At 63.5% G+C, this 21835-nt stretch carries 18 protein-coding genes; 7 read left to right on the forward strand and 11 right to left on the reverse strand.

Annotated elements, in window-relative coordinates; translation table 11 throughout:
- Nucleotides 1–154 precede the first annotated feature (154 nt).
- Entirely contained in the window at nucleotides 155–1531 is a 1377-nt protein-coding gene (locus tag NKH02_RS10795) for an MFS transporter (RefSeq protein ID WP_352878681.1), read from the forward strand.
- A 141-nt stretch (nucleotides 1532–1672) separates the two neighbouring features.
- Here NKH02_RS10795 and purH read toward each other — a convergent pair whose 3' ends face one another.
- The 4 genes from purH to htpX form a co-directional block, all read right to left on the reverse strand.
- Nucleotides 1673–3289, reverse strand: coding sequence for a bifunctional phosphoribosylaminoimidazolecarboxamide formyltransferase/IMP cyclohydrolase (purH, locus tag NKH02_RS10800; RefSeq protein ID WP_352878544.1), 1617 nt, complete (start codon nucleotides 3287–3289; stop codon nucleotides 1673–1675).
- Between the two features lie 152 nt (nucleotides 3290–3441).
- Nucleotides 3442–5166, reverse strand: coding sequence for a heparinase II/III family protein (locus NKH02_RS10805; RefSeq protein ID WP_352878547.1), 1725 nt, complete (start codon nucleotides 5164–5166; stop codon nucleotides 3442–3444).
- A gap of 248 nt (nucleotides 5167–5414) precedes the next feature.
- On the reverse strand, nucleotides 5415–6803 hold the full coding sequence (locus tag NKH02_RS10810) for an RsmB/NOP family class I SAM-dependent RNA methyltransferase (RefSeq protein WP_352878550.1): 1389 nt from the start codon (nucleotides 6801–6803) through the stop codon (nucleotides 5415–5417).
- Complete coding sequence (htpX, locus tag NKH02_RS10815) at nucleotides 6800–7816, reverse strand: zinc metalloprotease HtpX (protein WP_352865078.1); 1017 nt, start codon at nucleotides 7814–7816, stop codon at nucleotides 6800–6802. Before htpX ends, NKH02_RS10810 begins: the two co-directional genes overlap by 4 nt.
- Nucleotides 7817–7921: 105 nt before the next feature.
- Between htpX and NKH02_RS10820 the strand changes: the two genes are divergently transcribed.
- Nucleotides 7922–8143, forward strand: coding sequence for a DUF1674 domain-containing protein (locus NKH02_RS10820; protein ID WP_352865076.1), 222 nt, complete (start codon nucleotides 7922–7924; stop codon nucleotides 8141–8143).
- 82 nt (nucleotides 8144–8225) lie between these two features.
- On the opposite strand, the gene NKH02_RS10825 is transcribed toward NKH02_RS10820, so the two are convergent.
- Entirely contained in the window at nucleotides 8226–8891 is a 666-nt protein-coding gene (locus NKH02_RS10825; RefSeq protein ID WP_352878553.1) for an HAD-IA family hydrolase, read from the reverse strand.
- Between the two features lie 167 nt (nucleotides 8892–9058).
- Here NKH02_RS10825 and NKH02_RS10830 point away from each other — a divergent pair, with 167 nt between their 5' ends.
- The 3 genes from NKH02_RS10830 (at nucleotide 9059) to NKH02_RS10840 (ending at nucleotide 13336) form a co-directional block, all read left to right on the forward strand.
- Nucleotides 9059–9928: a transglutaminase-like domain-containing protein gene (locus NKH02_RS10830; protein WP_352878556.1), complete on the forward strand. Its 870-nt coding sequence runs from the start codon at nucleotides 9059–9061 to the stop codon at nucleotides 9926–9928.
- A gap of 330 nt (nucleotides 9929–10258) precedes the next feature.
- Entirely contained in the window at nucleotides 10259–11677 is a 1419-nt protein-coding gene (locus tag NKH02_RS10835) for a pilus assembly protein TadG-related protein (RefSeq protein ID WP_352878558.1), read from the forward strand.
- A 390-nt stretch (nucleotides 11678–12067) separates the two neighbouring features.
- Nucleotides 12068–13336: a class I SAM-dependent methyltransferase gene (locus NKH02_RS10840; protein WP_352878683.1), complete on the forward strand. Its 1269-nt coding sequence runs from the start codon at nucleotides 12068–12070 to the stop codon at nucleotides 13334–13336.
- Between the two features lies 1 nt (nucleotide 13337).
- Here the strand turns inward: NKH02_RS10840 and NKH02_RS10845 are convergent, their stop codons facing one another.
- Nucleotides 13338–14087, reverse strand: a complete 750-nt coding sequence (locus tag NKH02_RS10845; RefSeq protein WP_352865067.1) for an MOSC domain-containing protein — start codon at nucleotides 14085–14087, stop codon at nucleotides 13338–13340.
- On the reverse strand, nucleotides 14087–16042 hold the full coding sequence (gene acs, locus NKH02_RS10850; protein WP_352878560.1) for an acetate--CoA ligase: 1956 nt from the start codon (nucleotides 16040–16042) through the stop codon (nucleotides 14087–14089). Before acs ends, NKH02_RS10845 begins: the two co-directional genes overlap by 1 nt.
- 315 nt (nucleotides 16043–16357) lie before the next feature.
- Here acs and NKH02_RS10855 point away from each other — a divergent pair, with 315 nt between their 5' ends.
- A complete protein-coding gene (locus tag NKH02_RS10855) occupies nucleotides 16358–16630 on the forward strand; it encodes an usg protein (RefSeq protein WP_352865063.1) in 273 nt (90 codons plus the stop codon).
- A 308-nt stretch (nucleotides 16631–16938) separates the two neighbouring features.
- Here the strand turns inward: NKH02_RS10855 and NKH02_RS10860 are convergent, their stop codons facing one another.
- Complete coding sequence (locus NKH02_RS10860) at nucleotides 16939–17973, reverse strand: aldo/keto reductase (RefSeq protein ID WP_352878562.1); 1035 nt, start codon at nucleotides 17971–17973, stop codon at nucleotides 16939–16941.
- 57 nt (nucleotides 17974–18030) lie between these two features.
- Complete coding sequence (locus tag NKH02_RS10865) at nucleotides 18031–19212, reverse strand: MFS transporter (protein ID WP_352878686.1); 1182 nt, start codon at nucleotides 19210–19212, stop codon at nucleotides 18031–18033.
- A gap of 119 nt (nucleotides 19213–19331) precedes the next feature.
- Between NKH02_RS10865 and NKH02_RS10870 the strand changes: the two genes are divergently transcribed.
- Nucleotides 19332–20240 (forward strand): LysR family transcriptional regulator, encoded by a 909-nt coding sequence (locus NKH02_RS10870; RefSeq protein WP_352878564.1) that lies wholly within the window; start codon nucleotides 19332–19334, stop codon nucleotides 20238–20240.
- A gap of 48 nt (nucleotides 20241–20288) precedes the next feature.
- Here the strand turns inward: NKH02_RS10870 and NKH02_RS10875 are convergent, their stop codons facing one another.
- The gene (locus NKH02_RS10875; RefSeq protein ID WP_352878566.1) at nucleotides 20289–21338 is read right to left on the reverse strand and encodes an aldo/keto reductase; all 1050 of its coding nucleotides are present in this window, start codon (nucleotides 21336–21338) and stop codon (nucleotides 20289–20291) included.
- Between the two features lie 116 nt (nucleotides 21339–21454).
- A complete protein-coding gene (locus NKH02_RS10880) occupies nucleotides 21455–21739 on the reverse strand; it encodes a hypothetical protein (protein ID WP_352878569.1) in 285 nt (94 codons plus the stop codon).
- Between the last annotated feature and the right edge of the window lie 96 nt (nucleotides 21740–21835).

Below are 21835 nucleotides of genomic sequence, written 5' to 3' on the forward strand. Positions count from 1 at the left end.
GGCGAAACCGTCAATGACGACGTCTTTCTGTCCGTCGCTATACCGGGAGAAATGCCCGGCAGAGCCATGAGGGCGGCGCAATGCTTGATATTTGCATGAATGCTGGAAAAATGCAGACATGGCGCCCGACAAGGGCACGGCCGGGGGAATCATCATGGCGGTAGAGGCGGTGCAGCGCGCGTCTGGACGTGGTATCTGGGGATGGATGCTGTTCGACTGGGCCGCGCAGCCGTTCTTCACGGTCATCACCACCTTCATCTTCGGGCCGTACTTCGTCTCACGCATGGCGAGCGATCCGGAAACCGGCCAGGCGGCCTGGGGTTACGGCATTGCCGCGGCGGGCCTGGTCATCGCCGTGCTGTCGCCGATCCTGGGCTCGATCGCCGATCAGACCGGCCCACGCAAGCCGTGGATTGCGTTCTTCGCCGCGGTCAAGGTCACCAGCCTTAGCCTGCTTTGGTTCGCGGCTCCCGGTTCGAACCTTTTCCTGGTCGTGTTCTTGTTCTCGCTGGCGTCGGTCGCGGCCGAGTTTTCGACCGTGTTCAACGATTCGATGATGCCGCGCCTGGTGCCGAAGAGCGAGATCGGCCGGATTTCCAACATGGCGTGGGGCCTTGGTTATCTCGGCGGCATGATCGCGCTGATCTTCGTGGTCGCCTGCATGGCCGGTTCGCCGGAGACGGGCAAGACGATCATCGGCATCGACCCGCTGTTCGGGCTCGACCCGAAACTCGGCGAGGACGCCCGCGCCACCGGGCCGCTGTCGGCCGGCTGGTACTTCCTGTTCATCCTGCCGATGTTCTTTTTCACGCCCGACGCCCTCAAGGGCCTGCCGATCGGCCCGGCGGTGCGAGAGGGGTTGGCTGAGCTGAAAGTAACACTGAGTGAGGTGCGCAAGCGCAGCGGTATCTTCCGCTTCCTTGTCGCCCGCATGATTTATCAGGACGGCGTCAACGCGCTGCTGGCGCTGGGTGGTACGTTTGCGGCTGCAATGTTCCACTGGTCGATCACCGAGATCGGCATTTTTGGCATCATTCTCAATGTCGTCGCCATCTTCGGCTGCCTGGTTGCAGCCCGTCTCGACACGGCGCTTGGCTCAAAAACCATCGTGATGATCTCACTGGTCCTGCTCGGCATCGCCACGATCGGCATCGTCTCGACCGGACCGGGCTACACGCTGTTCGGCCTCTGGATGATGCCCGGACCAGACAGCGGCGGCCTGTTCGGTACGGCGGCGGAAAAGGCCTACATCTTCTTCGGCCTGTTGATTGGCGTGGCTTTCGGGCCGGTGCAGGCGTCGTCGCGTTCCTACATGGCGCGCAGCGTTACCGCCGCCGAATCCGGCCGCTATTTCGGAATTTATGCGCTTGCCGGGCGGGCGACCAGTTTCCTGGCGCCGTTCATGGTCGCGTCCGTCACCTTGGCCAGTGGCTCGGCGCGCCTCGGAATGGCGGTGATCGTGCTGTTCCTTGGGCTCGGCATGGCGATCCTGGTCAAGACGCCCTATCCGGCGGATCGACCGGCGGAGTGAGTTTACCCTCCCCCTTGTGGGGAGGGTCGATCCGCGAAGCGGAGCGGGGTGGTGGTGCGGCGCCGCCCCCACCCCGTCTCACGAATTTTGCTTCGCAAAAATCGTTCACCGACCCTCCCCACAAGAGGGAGGGTAAGGTACTCAATGCCGGAAATGCCTCACGCCCGTAAAGACCATGGCGATGCCATGCTCGTCGGCGGCGGCGATGACGTCCTTGTCGTTCATCGAGCCGCCAGGCTGGATTACGGCAGTGGCGCCCGCGGCGATGGCGGCCAGCAGTCCGTCGGCGAAGGGGAAGAAGGCGTCGGAAGCGACGACCGAGCCCTTGGTCAGCGGTTCGGCAAGGCCCGCAGCCTCGGCGGCGTCGAGCGCCTTGCGCGCGGCGATGCGTGAGGAATCGACCCGGCTCATCTGGCCGGCGCCGATGCCGACGGTGGCGCCATCCTTGACGTAGACGATGGCGTTGGACTTGACGTGCTTGGCGATGCGGAAGGCGAATTTGAGGTCGGCCATTTCGCCCGATGTCGGCGCGCGCTTGGTCACCACCTTCAACTCAAGGTCGTCGACGACGGCATTGTCACGGCCCTGGACCAGCAGGCCGCCGGAGACGGATTTGACTGTCGTGCCTGATGTGCGCGGGTCCGGCAGGCCACCGGTGACCAGCAGGCGCAGGTTTTTCTTTGCCGCCACGATTGCCGCTGCCTCGTCGGTCGCGCCGGGCGCGATGATCACCTCGGTAAAGGTCTTGACGATTTCTCCGGCGGCCTCGGCGTCGAGGATCCGATTCACAGCGACGATGCCGCCGAAGGCCGAGACCGGATCGCAGGCCAGCGCCTTGGCGTAGGCCGCCTTCAGCGAGGTGCCTTCGGCGACGCCGCACGGGTTGGCGTGCTTGATGATGGCAACCGCGGCGGAACGGTCGGGATCGAATTCGCCGGCCAGTTCGAAGGCGGCGTCGGTGTCGTTGATGTTGTTGTAGGAGAGCTGCTTGCCCTGCAGCTGGCGCGCCGTGGCGACGCCCGGCCGCTTGTCGCCATTGAGGTAGAAGCCGGCGCTCTGATGCGGGTTCTCGCCGTAGCGCATGACCTCGACCAGCTTGCCGCCAAAGGCGCGCCAAGTCGGGTGCTCGATCTCGAGCGCTTCGGCAAACCAGCCGGAGATCGCCGCGTCATAGGTGGCGGTGCGAGCAAAGGCCTTGGCCGCCAGCTTCTTGCGGAAATCCAGCGACAGCGAGCCGATGTTCAGCTCCAGCGCGTTCAGCACCGAGGCGTAGTCGCCGGGATCGGTGACGATGGCGACATAGGCGTGGTTCTTGGCCGAGGCGCGGATCATTGCCGGTCCGCCAATGTCGATGTTCTCGACGATCGATGCGTAATCGGCGCCGGAGCGGCGGACCTCCTCGAACGGATAGAGATTGGAGACCACGAGATCGATCGGCTCGATGCCGTGTTTGCGCATTGCAGCCGCATGATCCGGGTCGTCGCGCACGCCAAGCAGCGCGCCATGCACGTTGGGATGCAAGGTCTTGACCCGTCCATCCATGATCTCGGGAAAACCGGTGAGCTCGGAGACGTCGCGCACAGCGAGGCCGGCTTCGGCGATTGCCTTTGCCGTGCCGCCGGTCGAGACCAGCTCGACGCCGGCCGCTGCCAGAGCCTTGGCGAAATCGATGAGGCCGGTCTTGTCGAAGACGGAGAGCAGGGCGCGACGCACCGGAACGAGGTCAGGTGCTGGAATGTTCTTGGCGGCGACGGCCATGGGCTGGCGGCCTTTCACGGCTGGTGTGATGGATGCCGCGCCCGTAGCACATGCCATCGGGAAATCAAACCGGAAGCGGCGCCTGTCTCTTTGTTTTGCCGCATGGTGTTTGTCCGAAAGGTCCGCAACTTTCGGCATCATGCTCGACACGATCAGTTGTTTTCCGGGTAACCGGCGATGCTGGTGCGCGTCAGTTGCCAGTGGACTTCGGCGACTTCCGAGGCCTTGAAGGCAAGCACGATCTGGCGGCTGCGGCGCGGGCCGCCAAGACCGGCGAAATAGATCGATTCCTCGACCTCCGGCACCACCTCGGTGCACGTAAATACCCAGGTGTCGGCCTGATCGGCGGTCATCACCAGGCGATCATGCTCGTCCTGCAGCAGGTTGATGTCGGGGTGGACGTGGAAGCGGACGGTGACGAAGTCGCGGCCGTTGTTGCGGATCGCCGCATTGCCGGGCCGCTGGAAGCGGTCCCTGCCGGCCAGCACATTGCCGTTCGAGGACAGTTTCAGTTCGCGCTCATGCAGGAAGCCGAAGCGCGGGACATAACCGTCATGGCGGGCGATGAACCCCTGAACGCCCTTCTGGTCGGTGCGCTTGCACTGCACATGCTGGGGGCCGCCGATCAGCGGCGAACCGAGCAGGTCGTTGACGCGCAGCGAATGGCTGAAACGCGCCGACGAGGTGTCGTTGATGGTGGCGGTCGAGTGCGCGGCGGTGGCGCGCGCCAGCGGCCGGAATTCAGCCGCGCCATAGGTGTCGATGCCGGCATTGACGATATAGTGCTGGCGCCCGGACGATAGTTCGAAGGCGAGGCAGCTGGCATGTGCGGCGTTGGACACGTCGATCGGCGGCGGCAGGCCGGTGTCGGCGATAACCGTCACGCCGCCCATCGACAGGCGCTCATAGCCGGAATGCGGCGCATGCAGCAGTGGCGCGCCGGCGGTGTCGTCGTGGCGCAGGATGGTGGCGATGCGGTCGTGGATGGTGGCTCCCATGCCGTTGAAGCGGGCGAGGCTGCCGTCCTGATGGCGAAAGAAGCGCAGCGCCGGCAGCATGCGGTCGATGGCGCCGATCAGCGCTTGCGGCGGCGTTTCCGCCTGGTTGGCATAGGTTTGCCGCAGCGGCAGAAGGTCGGCGAGGATTTCCAGGACGACCATCGGATTGCGCGAAATATGCCCGCCGTCGGCCAGGATCTGGCGGTCGAGCTCCGCGGCAAGGTTGCGGGTCGCGCCGCGCAGCGCCGATGCCGGTGCCGGCAGGGACAAAGCGGCGAAGGCGAGCGCGATGCGGGCGCGCAGCCTGTCCTTGCCGTCCGGCATCTCGCGCGCCATCGACCTGAGGTAGCGGATCTGGACGGCGAGCGATTTCAGGAAGGCGCGGTAGAAGGGGAACTCGGCCCCCTGCAGCACGACGGGGGAGTGCTGCAGCCAGGCGATGATGCGCTTGGCGGCGGTGCCGGGCTCCCAGGCGACGCCGGAAATGTGGCTACCATGCATGACGATCCAGTCGGAAACCAGGGCGCGGGCATTGGCGGCGGCAAGCTCCGTACCGGCGGCGCGCATGTGGCGCAGCCAGCGAAACCCGTGCAGCGTTTTCTGCCAGCCATGATTGGGCACGTTGATCTGGAAAGGTGACTTGCCGCCGGTTTCGACCAGATGCCCAGACAGGGGATAGCGACCGTAGTAGATTTCGAGTGCGATCTGTGGGTCGGCGAGGCGCAGGTCCGGCGGTGCGATCAGCACACGTTCCGGCGTGCGGCCGGAATAGCGCCAGCGGTAGACCGGCCCGGCACGCAGGCGCCGGCGCGTTTTGCGCCAGAACTCCTTCGCGACAAGCGTCCACAGACGCGTCGTGCTGCTGGCAGCAAGTGCCAAAACCCCTCCTGATCGTCCATTACCCCGACGCCGAGTTTACATGATTGCAGGACTCGTGCGAAGGCGAATTCCATGGGACGCCGCCGGTTCACCCGGTTTTGCCCCCGATCATCGCTAAAAAGCCAGTAAATCCGGGGGCGGTTAAATCAAAGCGCGTCGCGCCCGACCGGTTGAATGCAACGCGCTCTGGTCTTCTGTTTATGCATGTCGTTGTCCCAAAACCGCTGCACACTTTTGGGCGACATTCATTAGCCGGCTCGGCGGATGCGAGCCGCGAAGAAGCCGTCGAGGCCCGAGATCCCGGGCGAACCAAGGTCGAGGTCGGCGGGCGTGGTGCGCAGCGTGCCGTGCGGCGTCAGGAATGGATCGATGCCGGCGATCTCGCCCTGCAGCAGCGGATCGTTGGCTATGTCAGCCGTGCCGGCCAGAAAGGCGCGATAGAGGTCCTCGCCTTCGAGCGGGTCGAGCGAACAGTTGGAAAAGACGATTCTGCCGCCGGGTTTCACCAGCGTGACGGCGCGGGCGAGAAGCCTGCGTTGCAGGTCGGCGAGTTTCTCGACATCGGCGGCCGTCTTGGTCCATGGCACGTCGGGATGCCGCCGCACCGTTCCGGTGGACGAGCAGGGCGCGTCGAGGAGAACGGCGTCGAACAATTCCTTCGGCTCGTATTTGAGCAGGTCGGCCTGGACGATCTCGGCGGACAGACCGAGACGGTCGAGGTTCTGCGTCAGCCGCACCAGCCGGTTTTTCGAGGTGTCGACGGCAGTGACCCTGGCGCCGGCGAGAATGAGCTGCGCGGTCTTGCCGCCGGGGGCTGCGCAGAGATCGGCAACGCGAAGTCCCCTGACATCGCCGAATAGCCGGGCCGGCAGACTGGCCGCGGCATCCTGGACCCACCAGGCGCCTTCGGCGAAGCCTGGCAGTTCGGTGACGGGGCCAACGAGATTCTCCACCCGAATTGTGCCGGTCGGCAGGACGATGCCGCCGAGCTTTTCGGCCCACAGCTCGGGATCGGCTTTGACCGAAAAGTCGACCGGCGCCTCCACGCGGTGGGCTGCCAGGATCTTTCGGGCCTTGTCATTGCCGTAAGTGGCCTTCAGCCGGTCGGAAAACCATTTGGGCGCTTCGTCGGTAGCGGCGAGAGCGGCAGGAAGTTCCGTTTCCTTGGCCCGCGCCAACGTGCGCAGCACGCCGTTGACCAGGCCGGAGAATCGCACCGTGCGCGGATCGGACTTTGCATGGGTCACGGCCAGGTCGACTGCTGCGCTGTCGGGGATATCGAGGAACAGGATCTGCGCGGCCGCCACATGCAATATGTGCGACAGTGCGGTCGCGTTGGGCGGCAGCGGCTTCTCCAGGCGCCGCGCCAGCAGCCCTGAAATGGTCATGCGATAGCGCAGCGCGGTGACCAGAATGGCGCGGACCAGGCCACGATCACGCAAATCGAGCGCCTTGTATTGCGGATGGCCGTTCTCGTGGTCGGTCAGCCCGTCAAGCGGGGTCCTGGCATCGATGACGGCGGCAAGCAGGCGCGCCGCTGCCTTACGGGCGGCGAGGCCGGCAACGAGGTCGCCGCCGTCCCTGTGTTCCTGGTCACCTGAAACCGTACGTCGAGGTCCTCTGTCCGCCACGCTCACGACCACCGGCCCTTGGGTCCGGTCGGGTTGCGACCCCACGGGTTGGATTTCGGCTTGGCGGGTTCCGCCGGCATCTCGGGCTGTGCGACCTCGTCCCATGGCCCCGATGGCCGCTGTTCGTCTGCTCGCGGCGTCTGGGCCCGGCGCGGAACCTGAGCGCCGCCGCCTTGCATCTGCCGCGCCATCGCCTGGAGAGCAGCGATGCGGTTTTCTGTGTTCGGGTGGGTGGAAAACAGACTGTCCATATGCTCGCCGGAAAGAGGATTGATGATGAAGAGATGCGCGGTCGCCGGGTTGCGCTCGGCATCGGGGTTGCGGATGCGTTCGGCGCCGCGGGCGATCTTGTCAAGGGCCGATGCCAGCCAGAGCGGGTGTCCACAGATTTCGGCGCCGCGCCGGTCGGCCTCGTATTCGCGGGTGCGGCTGACCGCCATCTGCACGATCATCGCGGCAAAGGGCGCCACGATCATCGCCGCCAGCACGCCAACAAAGCCGAACGGGTTGTTGTTGTCGCGATTGCCGCCAAAAAAGAAGGCGAAATTGCCGAGCATCGAGATGGCGCCGGCGAAGGTGGCGACGATCGTCATGGTCAGCGTGTCGCGGTGCTGCACATGGGCGAGTTCGTGCGCCATGACAGCCGCGACCTCTTCGTGCGTCAGTGCCTGCAAAAGACCGGTGGAGGCGGCGACCGCCGCGTTCTGCGGATTGCGACCGGTGGCGAAGGCATTCGGCTGTGGGTTGTCGATCAGATAGGTCTTCGGCATCGGCAGGCCGGCCTGTTTGGCCAGCGACTGGACGATGGCGTAATATTCGGGGGCGGTCCTTTCGTCGACCTCGACGGCGCGGTTCATCGACAGCACCATCTTGTCGGCGTTCCAGTAGCTGAACAGATTGGTGCCGGCGGCGATCAGCAGAGCGATCATCATGCCGCCGGTTCCGCCGATCAAAAAGCCGACGCCCATGAACAGTGCCGTCATCGCCGCAAGAAGCATGGCGGTGCGAAGTGTGTTCATCGTCTGCTCCTGTCCAGATGGTAGCGAAAAAGGGTCGATCGTTGTGGGTTCATCGCTATATGATGGGAAACGCCAGTTCCTGTTTCAATCCGCCGGAAATATCGCATGAACGACGAAACCAGTAAAACCGATGCCGACCCTGGTCGTGACGTTGGGCCAAAGGCACTGACGCCGGAAGCCAGACGTGCGCTCGCAGAAGCCGAAGCAAGACGCATAAGATATCTGGAGAAGGAAGCAGCGGCGCCGAAGGAAATCGGCGGCCGCGGCGGCAAGGAGCCCGGTCGCTATGGCGATTGGGAGGTCAAGGGCCTGACCAGCGACTTCTAAGGTGTGTTGATATTCAGGTGATGCTGGTCTGCAAGCCTGACCTGAATCTCAACACACCTTTAGACGGCGTCGCGCTAGATATTTAGGCGGCGCTGCGCTGCGGCTCGAGCGCGATCCAGCCACGCTCGTCCACGGTGATGCCGATCATGTCGTAGCCGGCGATCGCGGCATGCTGCGTTGGCAAAGGATGCTGGTGCGTGGCGTTGACGACCATGACCGCAGACCCCGCCGCCTCGGCGGCCGCGATGCCAGCCGGAGCATCCTCGAACACAAGGCAGTCGCGCGCATCGAAGCCGAGCCGTTCAGCGCCAAGCCGGAAGCAATCGGGCGCCGGCTTGCCGCGGGAAACATCTTCCGCCGCGACGATGACAGCCGGGACAGGGATGCCGGCGGCCTTCATGCGCAACAGCGCCAGCTCGCGTGGCGCTGAGGTCACGATCGCCCAGCGCTCGGGCGGCAGCGCGTCGAGAAACGCCACGGCGCCGGAGATCTGGAGAATGCCATCCAGATCGGCCGCCTCGGCCTTCAGCAGCAGATCAGCTTCGTGCGCCGGGTCGACGCCTGGAAGTGCCAGGCTGGTGATGGTCTCGATCGCCCGCACGCCATGGATCGTCGGCAGGAAGGCGGCGACGTCCAGGCCCTGACGGCGTGCCCATTCGCTCCACACCCGTTCCGCCGAGGCGATGGAATTGATGAGCGTGCCATCCATATCGAAGAGGAAGGCCGCGAATTTTCTGCCTGAGTACATGATTTTCCTTGAGTCTTTGGGGGAGCGCCTGTGGCGATCCCGAACCTAACGCCTCGCTCACGGCAGGGGAAGACACGGGTCGGGCTTTTCAATCGGCCAGGGAACCACGGCAACCCCCCCGGCGTTTGAACAAGACTGCTTTCCACGACGATCGAAGGGGGACCGCGATGCTGATCCGGCTCGGCTACGAAATCGCCATCGAATGTAACGCGGCCACCCCGGTGATTTCGCTGCTCGAGATCCACAAGGACAGACAGGCCGACATCAAGCGGCAGACGCGGGTGCTGACATCGCCTGCCGTGCCGACCAGGCTCTATCACGATCCATACGGCAATGCCTGCCGCCGCTTCACCGCGCCCGCTGACGGCTTTCGCATTCTTTACGACGCGGTCGTCGAGGACAGCGGCGAGACCGACGAGGTCAACACGTTGGCCAGGGAGGTGCCGGTGGCGGACCTGCCGGACGAGGTGCTCGGTTATCTCCTGGGCAGCCGCTATTGCGAGACGGATCATCTGAGTGACCTGGCTTGGCAGCTCTTCGGCGACATCCCGCCTGGTTGGGCGCGCGTGCAAGCCATCGTCGACTATGTCCACAACCGGTTGTCGTTCGGCTATGGCTATGCGCGCTCGACCCGCACCGCGGCCCAGGCGCATGAGGAGCGCGTCGGCGTCTGCCGCGATTACGCCCACCTGGCGATTACGCTGTGCCGCTGCATGAACATTCCGGCGCGCTATGTGAACGGCTATCTCGGCGACATCGGCGTGCCGATCGATCCGGCGCCGATGGATTTCTCGGCATGGCTGGAAGTGTTCCTCGACGGCAAGTGGTACACGTTCGATCCCCGCCACAACATGCCGAGGATCGGCCGCGTCGTCATCGCGCGCGGCCGCGACGCCACCGACGTGCCGCTGCTGCATAGCTTCGGTCCGCACCGGCTCAGCCTGTTCAAGGTGTGGACCTACGAACAGGAAGGCAATCTGTTCAACCCGCCCTATCACGGCATCGACAGGACGGTCAGCGCGCGGATGCTGGCCTAGTAGTCGTGAGGCGTCCGATCAGACCATTTCGCGTTCTGTGGTTTCGAGACAGCTGGTCCTGTTGCGGCACAGAAGCCCTGTGCCGCAACAGGACGTCGTTGAGCTTTCTTCGATCGCTTCGTCTTGACCATGGTAACCAGCTCGTAAACGCAGTCGCGGCCCGCGTTGTTCTGTTTACCAGTCATTCACCTTCGCAAAGGGCGAAATCAAGCAAAAACAACGTGTTGCTGATGGGGTAATGTGCTTTCGGAGGCCGAGCGGCGTCGTCCGGCGGGAATCCTGCATTGCCTTGTCCGCGGCGACGAGGCCGAGGCAAGCGGAGGCTGTAGGATGCGGAATTACGGGGGTCTTGTTCACGCGGTCGGCGGGTTCGCCAGGGATCGCGGTGGAAATTTCGCGGTCCTGTTCGGGCTTGCTACATCGGTCCTGGCGCTGGGCGTTGGCTTTTCCGTCAACGTCTCTCAACTGTACAATGCCAGATCGAGCCTGCAGGGCGTGGTCGACGCCGCGGTTACGTCGACGGCGCGCGACCTGACGACCGGCGTCATCGGGGAAGGCGACGCCAACAGATCGGTGCAGGCCTTTCTTGACGCCAACAGCACGGCGGGCATCCTGCAGGCCGACCAGATCGTGCTGGACAGGCTGATTGTCGACAGGACGGCCAAGACGGTCGAGGCGGACGTGCATGCCGATGTCGCCCTGTATTTCCCGATTCTTGGCATGGGCGACATGAAGCGCGTCACCGCTTCCACGACGGCGCTCTATTCGGACAAGACCATCGAAGTGGCGATGATGCTCGATGTGACCGGGTCGATGGGGCCGAACGCATGGGCCAAGACCAACAAGATCGCAGATCTGCAAAGTGCCGCTTCTGGAGCTGTCAGTGATCTGCTGGACAACAACATGGATGCGAAAAACCCACGTGTGCGCGTGGCGATTGTTCCCTATGCCGAGGCGGTGAATACCGGTGGTCTCGCTGACAGCGTCTTCGCCGAGACGAGAGGCGGGCCGAATCTGCCGCCGCCTGTGGATGCTCCCGTTTCGGCGTCGGTGACACCCGCGCCGGACAAATGTGCCAACGAGCGCAAGGACAAGGATGGCTATGCCGACACGTCATCCGACGGGCCTTACACGTCGCGGTGGGACAACAACGGCAAAGAGTATCTGGCTAGAATCAATCGGGATGATCGCATGAGAACGTGCCCGACGCCGGAGCTCATCCCGTTGTCGGCCGACGAGGAGAAACTGCTCGACACGATCGACGATTTCAGCGCGGCAGGCGTGACCGCCGGCGGCATCGCCGTGCAGTGGGGCTACTACATGCTTTCGCCGTCGTGGCGCCCGACGATCGTCAATGCCGGGCTCGGTGCGGGTCCCGCCAATTTCGACAAGAGGAAGGTCGCCAAGGTCGCCATCCTGATGACGGACGGCCAGTTCAACACAGCGTTCGCCGGCGGTAGCGGAGCGTCAAAATCACAGAACGCGGGCCAGATGTCGCGTGGCAATGCCGAAGGTATCTGCGATGCCATGAAGCGCGACGGCATCGAGATCTTCACGATAGGCTTCGACCTGAACGATCCGACCATGACGGCGACCGAACGGGACCAGGCGAAAAGCGTGCTCCAGGATTGCTCCACGGCGGACACATCCTCGCTGAAGCATTATTACGAGGCCGCAACCGGTGCGGAACTGAAGCAGGCGTTCGATGACATCGTCCGGAACATCGAGAAGGTCACCGTTGCCAAATAAGCTCTCAAGAACTGCGGTTCAGTCGTGATCGCCCAAACGGAAAAGGCCGCCGCTTCTCGCGAAGCTGGCGGCCTTCCGTGTTTCCGTCCGTGGCGCGGCCCTATGGCGATGACACAGGTCACCCGCCGCGCATCTCGCGCCTTAACGGGAAGACTGCTTCCCGAAAGTGCAATCCGCTGAGGCCACGTTCTGGAAAACGAAATCACTCGACATCGGATCACCTCCTTTCGATTTGTTGAACACACCCTCATGATGGGGTGCGTTGCAGCAAAAGACAAGGCGTCGGTTTGGAAAAGCTATGCAGGCAGCTCCCGAGCCCGAGGTGGGTTGCGACCAGCCGAGCTGACGGGCAAACTGCCGGACCACGCCATGGTCTGGGAGGAAAGCGGCATGGAGGCAGCCGAGAGGGCAGCTCGGATCGTTCGAACGATCATCGAGACGTTGAAGCCAGGCTTCGCGGTCAGATTGTGGACCGGCGAACGGATCGGCCCCGTCACCGGCCCCGTGCTCACCATCAACGACCAGGACATCGTCTGGCAGATGGTCCGCCACCCCACCTTGTCGACGCTGATCGAAATGTGGATTTCCAAGACCGTCGACATCGAAGAGGGATCGCTGTTCGACTTCTACGCGCTGCCTTCGCAGGGCAAGCTGAGGACGAAGCTCAAATCGCTGCCGAAGCTGGCGATCCTGCGAGACCTGCCGGCAGTTCTGTTTTCGCGAAAGCAGATGACGGCGCGGACCGATCTTTCGGGACGCAATCCCTTCGTCAGCGGTTCAAGCCAGGAGGCGATCCAGCATCACTATGACATCTCGAACGCTTTCTATCGGCTCTTCCTCGACGAGCGCATGGTCTACAGCTGCGGCTACTTCAAGGATTTCGCCAACAGCATCGATCAAGCCCAGATCGACAAGCTCGACCATATCTGTCGCAAGCTCCGGCTGAAGCCCGGCGAAAGGCTGCTCGACATCGGCTGCGGCTGGGGAGCGATGCTCATCCATGCCGCGAAGAACTATGGCGTCATCGGCCACGGTGTCTCGCTGTCGCATGCGCAGACCAATCTTGCCCGTGAGCGCATCCGCGCAGAAGGGCTGGAGGACCGCATCACCATCGAGATAAAATCCTATGCCGAACTCTCCGGCTCGTTCGACAAGATATCGTCAATCGGCATGTTCGAGCATCTCGGCCTTGCCAATCATGCGGCCTATTTCTCGACCGTTCATCGCCTGCTCAATCCGGGTGGCATCTACCTGCATCACGCCATCACCAGGCGCAGCAAGGGCGATATGAAAAAGACCTTGCGCAAAGGACCGGAATACAAGGCGCTGATCAAATACATCTTCCCCGGCGGCGAACTCGACACCATCGGCATGACGCTCGGCAATCTCGAGGCCCATGGTTTTCTCGTCTACGATGTCGAGAACCTGCGCGAGCACTACGCCCGCACCTGCAGGCTGTGGGCCGAGCGCCTGCACGCACGCTTCGGTGAGGCAATCGCCGAGGTGGGCGAGCCGAAGGCACGCCTGTGGCTGCTCTACCTGACCGGCTGTTCGATCACCTTCGAGCGCGCCTCGGCGCAGATTTTCCAGACCGTTGCCACCAAGCGCGCGCGTGGCCCGAGCGGCTTGCCGCCGACGCGGGCGGATCTGTATCGGTAGCTTACCGGAAGCGCATCATGTCGCCGATCTCGATGCTGGCCGGCCGGTCGACCGTGCAATAGACGCCGAGATTGTGCGCGTTGTGGCGAACCAGATTGCGCAGGATCGCCGGATCGTTGTCGAAGCCATCCTGGGCGATGATGGTGAAACCGCAGCGGCGGCACGGTTCCGAGATGGTTAGCAGGAGATCACCGATGGCAAGCTTGCGGCCGATCCATTCCGTCTCGGGAAACGACCCTTCGATTGCCGCCATGTCGACGACGATGTTGGGGCGGAAGCGGCGTGGGTCGGTGGCCCCTTCCGGATGCAGCGCCTTCAAGCGGGCCAGTGAAGCCGTGGTCAGAAGATGGATCGGGGCCTTGCGATAGCGTTCCGCCGTCAGCGGGCCGGAATAGCCCGAGGCGGCGTTCTCCCGGCGAAACGGCCGGATCGAGGCCTCGAAGCCAAGATAGGCCGATACCGCGCGGTCGCTCTCGATACCCGGCGCAGCCAGCCAGTCGCCGTTCGGAACGGCGATCTCGAGTTCGCGGCCAGGCGACAATCGGGTCCGGATGCGCGGCACCTTGTGCCACTTCGCCTCGCGGTCCGGTCGTGCGATCTCGTTGTCGGACGCGTCGACAAGGCCGAACAAGCGGTCGCCGTCGATGCTTTCCGAGCCGACAAGGATCGCGTCGAGCCGCTCGCCGGCGAGCGAACTCGCCGGATAACGCCAAAGCTCGGTGACGGAACCCAGTGCGGTCCTGGTTTGCATCAAGCCTTCTTGTTTTGCCGGTTGGCGATCAGGTCGTCGACGACGGCCGGATCGGCCAGCGTCGAGGTGTCGCCGAGTGCCGAAAAATCATCCTCGGCGATCTTGCGCAGGATGCGGCGCATGATCTTGCCCGAGCGGGTCTTCGGCAGGCCGGGCGCGAACTGGATCTTGTCGGGCGAAGCGATGGCACCGATCTCCTTGCGGACATGGGCGATCAGCTCCTTGCGCAATTCCTCGCTCGGCTGCTCGCCGGCCATCAGCGTGACGTAGCAGTAAATGCCCTGGCCCTTGATATCGTGCGGATAGCCTACGACGGCGGCTTCCGAAACCTTGTCGTGACTGACAAGCGCGGATTCGACTTCCGCCGTGCCCATGCGATGGCCGGAGACGTTGATGACATCATCGACGCGGCCGGTGATCCAGTAATAGCCGTCGGCGTCACGGCGGCAGCCGTCGCCGGTGAAGTACTTGCCCTTGTAGGTCGAGAAATAGGTCTGGATGAAGCGGTCGTGGTCGCCATAGACGGTGCGCATCTGGCCGGGCCAGGAATCGGAGATGCAGAGATTGCCGTCGGCGGCACCCTCCAGCACCTTACCTTCGCCGTCGACCAACTGCGGCTTGACGCCGAAGAACGGCCGCGTCGCCGAACCTGCCTTGAGATCGGTGGCGCCAGGCAGCGGCGTGATCAGGATGCCGCCGGTCTCGGTCTGCCACCAGGTGTCGACGATCGGCACCTTGCCGTTGCCGACGACTTTGAAATACCACTCCCAGGCTTCCGGGTTGATCGGCTCGCCGACCGAACCCAGCACGCGCAGCGACTTGCGCGACGTCTTGGTGACATGTGCATCGCCGGCGCCCATCAGCGCGCGCAGCGCCGTCGGCGCGGTATAGAAGATGTTGACCTTGTGTTTGTCGATGACGTCCCAGAAGCGCGACTGCGACGGATAGTTCGGTACGCCTTCGAACATCAGCGTGGTGGCGCCGTTGGCGAGCGGGCCGTAGACGATGTAGCTGTGGCCGGTCACCCAGCCGACATCGGCGGTGCACCAGTAGATGTCGCCGTCATGGTAATCGAAGACATATTGGTGCGTCATCGAGACGTAGACGAGGTAGCCGGCAGTGGTATGCAGCACGCCTTTCGGCTTGCCGGTCGAGCCCGAGGTGTAGAGGATGAACAGCGGATCCTCGGCCTTCATCTTCTCGGGCTTGCACTCGGCCTTCACCGTCGCGACCTCGTCATGGTACCAGACGTCGCGTCCGGCGACCCAGCCGGTCTTGCCGCCGGTGCGGCGCACGACCACCACCTTTTCGACTTTCGTTCCGGCTTTCGCCGCGATCTCGATCGCCTTGTCGGTGTTGTCCTTCAACGGGATCGGCTTGCCGCCACGCAGGCCCTCGTCCGCGGTGATAACGAAGGTCGACTTGCAATCGTCGATGCGGCCGGCCAGTGCATCCGGCGAAAAGCCGCCGAAGACGATGGAGTGGATGGCGCCGATGCGCGTGCAGGCCAGCATCGCATAGGCGGCTTCCGGGATCATCGGCATGTAGATGGTGACGCGGTCGCCCTTCTTGACGCCGTGCTTCTTCATCACATTGGCAAGCCGGCAGACGTGCTCGTAGAGCTCGTTGTAGGTGATCTTCTTGTCGTCGTAGGGATTGTCGCCTTCCCAGATGATGGCGGTCTGGTTGCCGCGCTTCTTCAGGTGCCGGTCGATGCAGTTGACCGAGACGTTGGTCAGTCCATCCTCGAACCATTTGATCGAGACCTTGCCATCGAAGGAGGTGTTCTTGACTTTGCCGTAGGGCTTGAACCAGTCGATGCGCTTGCCGTGCTTGCCCCAGAACTTGTCCGGGTTCTTGACGCTGTCGGCATACCATTTCAGGTAGGTGTCATTGTCGATCAGCGCGTTTTTCTTCCACGCCGGCTGGACGCGATGGACATGAGCCTCGGACATTCCTGACTTTCCTCCCAAACCGATCCGCCGACTTGAAACGCCGGCGGGATCGCGGCAAAGCCGCCGCGAATTCGGCGGCATTATTACCAGTTCGTCCGCCATCGCAATATTAGACGTTGGATTCGCGTGGCGGGATGCCGCAGGGACTTTCTCCAGGGCTGTCAGCACTCAGTTCGGCTCGCTGCTAACTGCATGTTTTCGCGCGGAAAACCCGTTTTCGATCAGGAAAAATCAATAGACAGTTAAGCAACGGCGCGCACAATCTGACGTTGGGAGGAAAGGAGACTCAACCAGAGACCGCCCAAGGGGACCGCCATGCGCGACCATTCCGAAATGGATCTGATGTTCAAAGGCTATGGCCTGACCACGGCCAAGATTCTCTATCATTTTCCCGACCACCCGCATCTGCTGCAGAGCTTCATCTGGCAAGACTACGATCTGGCGCCGAAGTTTCCGGTGCTGATCAAGTTCATCGAATTCTGGAAGGCCGAGCTGGACGGGCCGCTGCATTCGATCAGCTACACACACCAGAAGCTGATCGCACCGAACGAATGGCGGAAGGTCGACGGCGAGTTCGTGCTGCATTAGTTTCTTGGCGCAGAAGTTTGACGCCAGCGAACCGCATACCTTGGCGATTGGCGGAAACGCCCATCATCTTCGTCATCCACGGGCGGAGCAAGGAGCGTAGCGACGCAGCGCAGACCCGAGGATCCATGCCGCGATTTCAGAGCGTTGCTGCGGTCCAGAATCTGCTCCGTCGCATTCCTCGACAGCCGTCACGGAATGGATCCCAGGGTCTCCGCGACGGAGCTTCGCTCCTGCTTCGCCCAGGGATGACGAAGTTGGGGAAGCATCGGCCAATCTCGAACGTTCCGCCGACACGAACGATCACGATATCAAACCGCCGGCGGGTTGAGCCGGGCGAAACCTTCCTGACGACGATAGGGGAAATACGGGTAGGGCGCGGTGACTTCGCTCGCCGCCTCGAGCTTTTTCATCTGATCCGGCGTCAAATTCCAGCCGACGGCGCCGAGATTCTGGCGCAACTGTTCCTCGTTGCGGGCGCCGATGATGACGGACGACACGGTCGGGCGCTGCAGCAGCCAGTTGATGGCGATCTGCGGCACGGTCTTGCCGGTTTCCTCCGCCACTGCGTCAAGGGCATCCATGACCCGGTAGAGATGCTCGTCCTCGACCGGTGGCCCGAAGCTTGCTGTGTCGTGCAGCCGGCTCTTTTCCGGCAAAGCCTGGCCACGGCGGATCTTGCCGGTCAGGCGGCCCCAACCGAGCGGGCTCCACACCAGCGCGCCGACGCCCTGGTCGAGGCCGAGCGGCATCAGTTCCCATTCATAGTCGCGGCCGGCCAGCGAATAATAGACCTGATGCGCGACATAACGCGGGTAGCCGTGCTTGTCGGCTTCTCCCAGCGACTTCATCACTTGCCAGCCGGAGAAATTGGAGACGCCGACATAGCGCAGCTTGCCGGCGCGCACGAGCTCGTCCAGCGTCGACAGCACCTCCTCGATCGGCGTGCCGGCATCGAAGGCGTGCAGCTGCAAGAGGTCGATGTAGTCGGTGCAGAGGCGCCTGAGCGCATCGTCCACGGATTTGATCAGCCGCGAACGCGACGAGCCGTAATCGGCCGGACCGTCGCCCATCGGCAGCGAAGTCTTGGTCGAGATCAGCACGGCATCGCGGCGGCCTTTTATCGCTTCGCCAAGCACCTCTTCCGAAGCGCCGTTCGAATAGACGTCGGCGGTGTCGAACAAATTGACGCCGGCCTCGAGGCAAATGTCGATCAGCCGCCGCGCTTCCCTGGCATCGCTGTTGCCCCAGGCGCCGAACAGCGGGCCGGAACCGCCAAAGGTTCCCGCGCCAAATGAGAGTGCGGGCACTTTCAGGCCCGATGCACCGAGGCGTCGATAGTCCATTTTCTTGCTCCTGATGGTGTGAAAAGATGGGTGTCGAAAGCGATCCGGTTTAGGTATTCACGACCGGACGGAGGCTGGTGCGCCGAGCGACTGGGTGCGATCGAGACGCAGCGCCAGCCCCGCCACGGAAAGTGCCGCGAGCGGCAGCAGGGCGGCGACCCAGGTCAGCGAACCAAGGCCAAGGCCATGCGCAATCACCGCACCACCAAGCCAGGCGCCCGCGGCGTTGCCGAGATTGAAGGCGGCGATGTTGAAGGACGAGGCGAGGCTCTGGCCGGCACCTTGCGCCTTGTCCAGCACCCACATCTGCAGCGGCGCCACGGTGGCGAAGGCGGCAGCACCCAGCAACCCGACATAGATGACGGCCATCACCTGGCTGTGGATGGCGAAGGTCATGGTTGCGAGCACCAGGGCCAGCACCACGAGACTGCCCAGCACGGCGGGCACCAGCCAGCGGTCGGCGACCTTGCCGCCGGCGAGATTGCCGGCGATGAGACCGCCACCGAAGACGAGCAGGATCGGCGATACGGCGGTTTCCCTAAAGCCGCTTATCTCGGTCAGCAACGGAGCGATATAGGTGAAGACGGCGAATACACCGGCATAGCCGAGCACGGTGGTGGCGAGGCCGAGCAGGACAGGCGTGCGGCGCAAAACGGCGAGATCGGCGCGCAAATCGCTCTTTTCGGGCGCCGTCCGGCTGCGCGGCACCAGAGCCAGGATGACGGCGAAGGCCGCCAGGCCGACCAATGTCACCGCCCAGAAGGTCGCCCGCCAGCCAAAGGCTTGGCCGAGCCACGTGCCGAAGGGCACGCCGAGGATGTTGGCGATGGTCAGGCCGGTGAACATGAGCGCGATCGCCGAGGCCTTCTTGTTAGGCGCGACCAGCCCGGTGGCGACCACGGAGCCGACGCCAAAGAAGGTGCCATGGGCAAAGGCGGTGATGACGCGGGCGCCCATCAGCGTCCAGTAGTCCGGCGCCAGCGCACAGGCGAGATTGCCGAGCGTGAAGATCGCCATCAGCGCCAGAAGCACGGTCTTGCGCGGCCAGTTGCCGGTGGCGATGGTCAGCAAGGGCGCGCCGATGACGACGCCGAGCGCGTAGCCCGAAATGAGCTGGCCGGCGGCCGAGATCGAGACGCCGAGATCCTTGCTGACATCGAGCAGCAGACCCATGATGACAAATTCGGTGACACCGATGCCGAAGGCACCGGCGGCGAGCGCGTAGAGAGCAAGAGGCATGGCGAGTTCCACTTCGATGACGAAGAGCGCCGTCCCGCGCCCCGACCCGAAAGATCGTGTTGCCATGCATTGTGAACCAGACTTGCCTCGGGCACATTTTCTGTGAAATAGATTCACAGATGGCTAGACCCGACGTCAATCGCTCCGGCGAGATCGAAGTGTTCGTGCGTGTCGTCGAGGAAGGTAGTTTTTCCTCCGCCGCACGCGCATTGCGGATGACGCCGTCGGCGGTCAGCAAACTGATCGCGCGGCTGGAGGCCCGGTTGGGCGCGCGGCTGGTCAGCCGTTCGACGCGAAAACTGCAGCTGACGCCGGAAGGCACCGCGTTCTACGAAAGCGGCCTGCGCATTCTCGCCGACATGGCGGCGGCCGAGCAGGAGGCCGCGGCGGGTGCGGCACCGCGCGGACGGCTGCGCGTCAACAGCTATGTGCCCTTCGGAGTGCACCGGCTGATCCCGCTTCTGCCGCGCTTCCTCGAGCGCTACCCCGAGATTTCGGTCGATCTGGTGCTGAGCGACAGCGTCATCGACCTGATGGCGGAACGTGCCGATGTCGCCATTCGTGCCGGGCCGCTCAGCGAATCACGGCTGATGGCGCGCAAGCTTGGGCAAAGTCCGGTGGTCGTCGTCGCGGCGCCCTCATACCTCGAAACGCACGGCACGCCGCCGACACCGGCCGATCTCGACAGCCACAACCGCATGGGCTTCGGTTTCGTGCGGCACCTCGACGGCTGGCCTTTTCTCGATGCGGCCGGCAATTCCATCATGGTTCCAATCATCGGCAACACGCTGGTGAGCGATGGCGAGGCGATGCGGCTGATGGCGCTGGCGGGCGCGGGCATCGCCCGGCTGGCCCGCTGGCATGTGGCGGCCGATATAGCTGTCGGACGGCTGGTGCCGATGCTCGAGGATTTCAATCCAGGCGACGAGGAGGCCACCCACGCCGTCTATGTCGGCCAAGGCCGGCATCTGCCAGCGCGGGTGCGCGCCTTTCTCGATTTTCTCGGGGAAAACGTTCGGCTGAGCTGACTGGTACTCGGGAGCCCATGGGCTCCCGAGATGTCGGCGTTGGCCGCGTTATGCTTTCGGCGAGAACGGGGCCGGGCGTCGGCCCGCGGCCTGACGCTCCAGCATCCAGCCGGGATATTCGGCCGGCAAGGCGCTGATCTCATCGAGGCGGACGAGATCATCGGTGTCGAGCTCCAGCCGTGTCGCCGCAAGATTCTGCTCCAGCTGCTCCATGCGGCTCGCACCGATGATGACGCTCATCACAAAAGGCTTGGCCAGGACATAGCCGAGCGCCACGGTGGCGACACTCACGTCATGCTTTTTGGCGATCTCGCGCATGACGGCCACAGCCGCCCAGGCACGGTCCTCGTTGACCGGCGGGAAGTTGAAGGAAGCGCGGCGTCCTTCGCCATTGCCCGGTGCGCCGGGGCCGTATTTGCCCGACAGCAGTCCGCCGGCCATCGGCGACCACACCATCAGGCCGAGCTTCTCCTCATTGAGCAGTGGGACGATTTCGCGTTCAAGGTCGCGACCGGCGATCGAGTAATACGACTGGACGGTCTCGAAACGAGCAAAACCCTTGCGCTCAGCGATGCCGAGCGCCTTAGCGATGCGCCAGGCCTGCCAGTTGGAGACACCGACATAGCGGACCTTGCCGCTGGCAACGAGGTCGTCGAGCACCCGCAGCGTCTCGTCGATCGGCGTCACCGTGTCGGTGCCGTGCAATTGATAGAGATCGATATGGTCGAGCTGCAGCCGCTCCAAGCTGGCGTCGACCGAGTCCATGATGTGGCCGCGCGACGAGCCGCGCTGGTTGGGGCCGTCACCCATGGCGCCGTGGACCTTCGTGGCGATGACCACGTTCTGTCTGTCGACGCCGAGATCCCTGAGCGACTGGCCGAGCAGCCGTTCGGACTGGCCGAAGGAGTAGACGTCGGCGGTATCGAAGAAATTGACGCCGGCGGCGAGCGAGCGGGCGACGATCTCGTTGACGCCCTTCTGGTCGAGGCTGGCGATCAGGCCCCATTGGGCATTTTCACCGGCGGCACCGAACGTCATGGTGCCGAGGCATAGTTCGGAGACGAACATCCCCGTATTTCCAAGCTGGTTGTAATGCATGGTCGAGCTCCAGAGAGTGCTGTAACATCCGAGTAAATAGGAACGGAACGTTTCGTTTCCAGCCCTTGCTCAAAAAATTCCTCATCTAGCCGGGCGTCGATAGTGCCTGCCGGCGTTCAGCCGGCCAGCAGCGCCACGATCGCGAAAGCCGTCATGCCGAAAGCGACGGCGGCGAGCGGCAGCAGAATTTCAAGCGGCGCTCGCTTGGTGGTGACGCGGTTGCCCTGGCCGAGATCGAATTCGCCAGCGATCCAATCCTCGAAACTGACGTTCGAAGGTGTCCAAAGCCGGCGCCGATGCCGGATATGTCCGGCGATCGCCGGCAGCGCCACCGCGATGACGAGGAATCCTGTCATGACGACAAGAAGGTAGTCGGCGTAGCTGCTGCCGCCGAAACCCACCCAGGCAGACAGCGCATACCATCCGGCAAGCCGGCCATCGCAAGATAGACGTCTGAATGCAGCCTGTCGGAGACATGCCTGTTGTGAGGCCGGTCA

The sequence above is a fragment of the Mesorhizobium sp. M1396 genome, from assembly GCF_040317725.1.
Taxonomy (GTDB): Bacteria; Pseudomonadota; Alphaproteobacteria; order Rhizobiales; family Rhizobiaceae; genus Mesorhizobium.

Excerpts from the sequence above, each read along its gene's own strand:
- NKH02_RS10875 (WP_352878566.1), bottom strand. The coding sequence starts at position 21,338 with ATGCATTACAACCAGCTTGGAAATACGGGGATGTTCGTCTCCGAACTA.
- NKH02_RS10870 (WP_352878564.1), top strand. The coding sequence starts at position 19,332 with ATGGCTAGACCCGACGTCAATCGCTCCGGCGAGATCGAAGTGTTCGTG.
- NKH02_RS10830 (WP_352878556.1), top strand. The coding sequence starts at position 9,059 with ATGCTGATCCGGCTCGGCTACGAAATCGCCATCGAATGTAACGCGGCC.
- NKH02_RS10855 (WP_352865063.1), top strand. The coding sequence starts at position 16,358 with ATGCGCGACCATTCCGAAATGGATCTGATGTTCAAAGGCTATGGCCTG.
- NKH02_RS10825 (WP_352878553.1), bottom strand. The coding sequence starts at position 8,891 with ATGTACTCAGGCAGAAAATTCGCGGCCTTCCTCTTCGATATGGATGGC.
- NKH02_RS10860 (WP_352878562.1), bottom strand. The coding sequence starts at position 17,973 with ATGGACTATCGACGCCTCGGTGCATCGGGCCTGAAAGTGCCCGCACTC.
- NKH02_RS10865 (WP_352878686.1), bottom strand. The coding sequence starts at position 19,212 with ATGCCTCTTGCTCTCTACGCGCTCGCCGCCGGTGCCTTCGGCATCGGT.
- htpX (WP_352865078.1), bottom strand. The coding sequence starts at position 7,816 with ATGAACACACTTCGCACCGCCATGCTTCTTGCGGCGATGACGGCACTG.
- acs (WP_352878560.1), bottom strand. The coding sequence starts at position 16,042 with ATGTCCGAGGCTCATGTCCATCGCGTCCAGCCGGCGTGGAAGAAAAAC.
- purH (WP_352878544.1), bottom strand. The coding sequence starts at position 3,289 with ATGGCCGTCGCCGCCAAGAACATTCCAGCACCTGACCTCGTTCCGGTG.
- NKH02_RS10835 (WP_352878558.1), top strand. The coding sequence starts at position 10,259 with ATGCGGAATTACGGGGGTCTTGTTCACGCGGTCGGCGGGTTCGCCAGG.
- NKH02_RS10820 (WP_352865076.1), top strand. The coding sequence starts at position 7,922 with ATGAACGACGAAACCAGTAAAACCGATGCCGACCCTGGTCGTGACGTT.
- NKH02_RS10845 (WP_352865067.1), bottom strand. The coding sequence starts at position 14,087 with ATGCAAACCAGGACCGCACTGGGTTCCGTCACCGAGCTTTGGCGTTAT.
- NKH02_RS10840 (WP_352878683.1), top strand. The coding sequence starts at position 12,068 with ATGGAGGCAGCCGAGAGGGCAGCTCGGATCGTTCGAACGATCATCGAG.
- NKH02_RS10795 (WP_352878681.1), top strand. The coding sequence starts at position 155 with ATGGCGGTAGAGGCGGTGCAGCGCGCGTCTGGACGTGGTATCTGGGGA.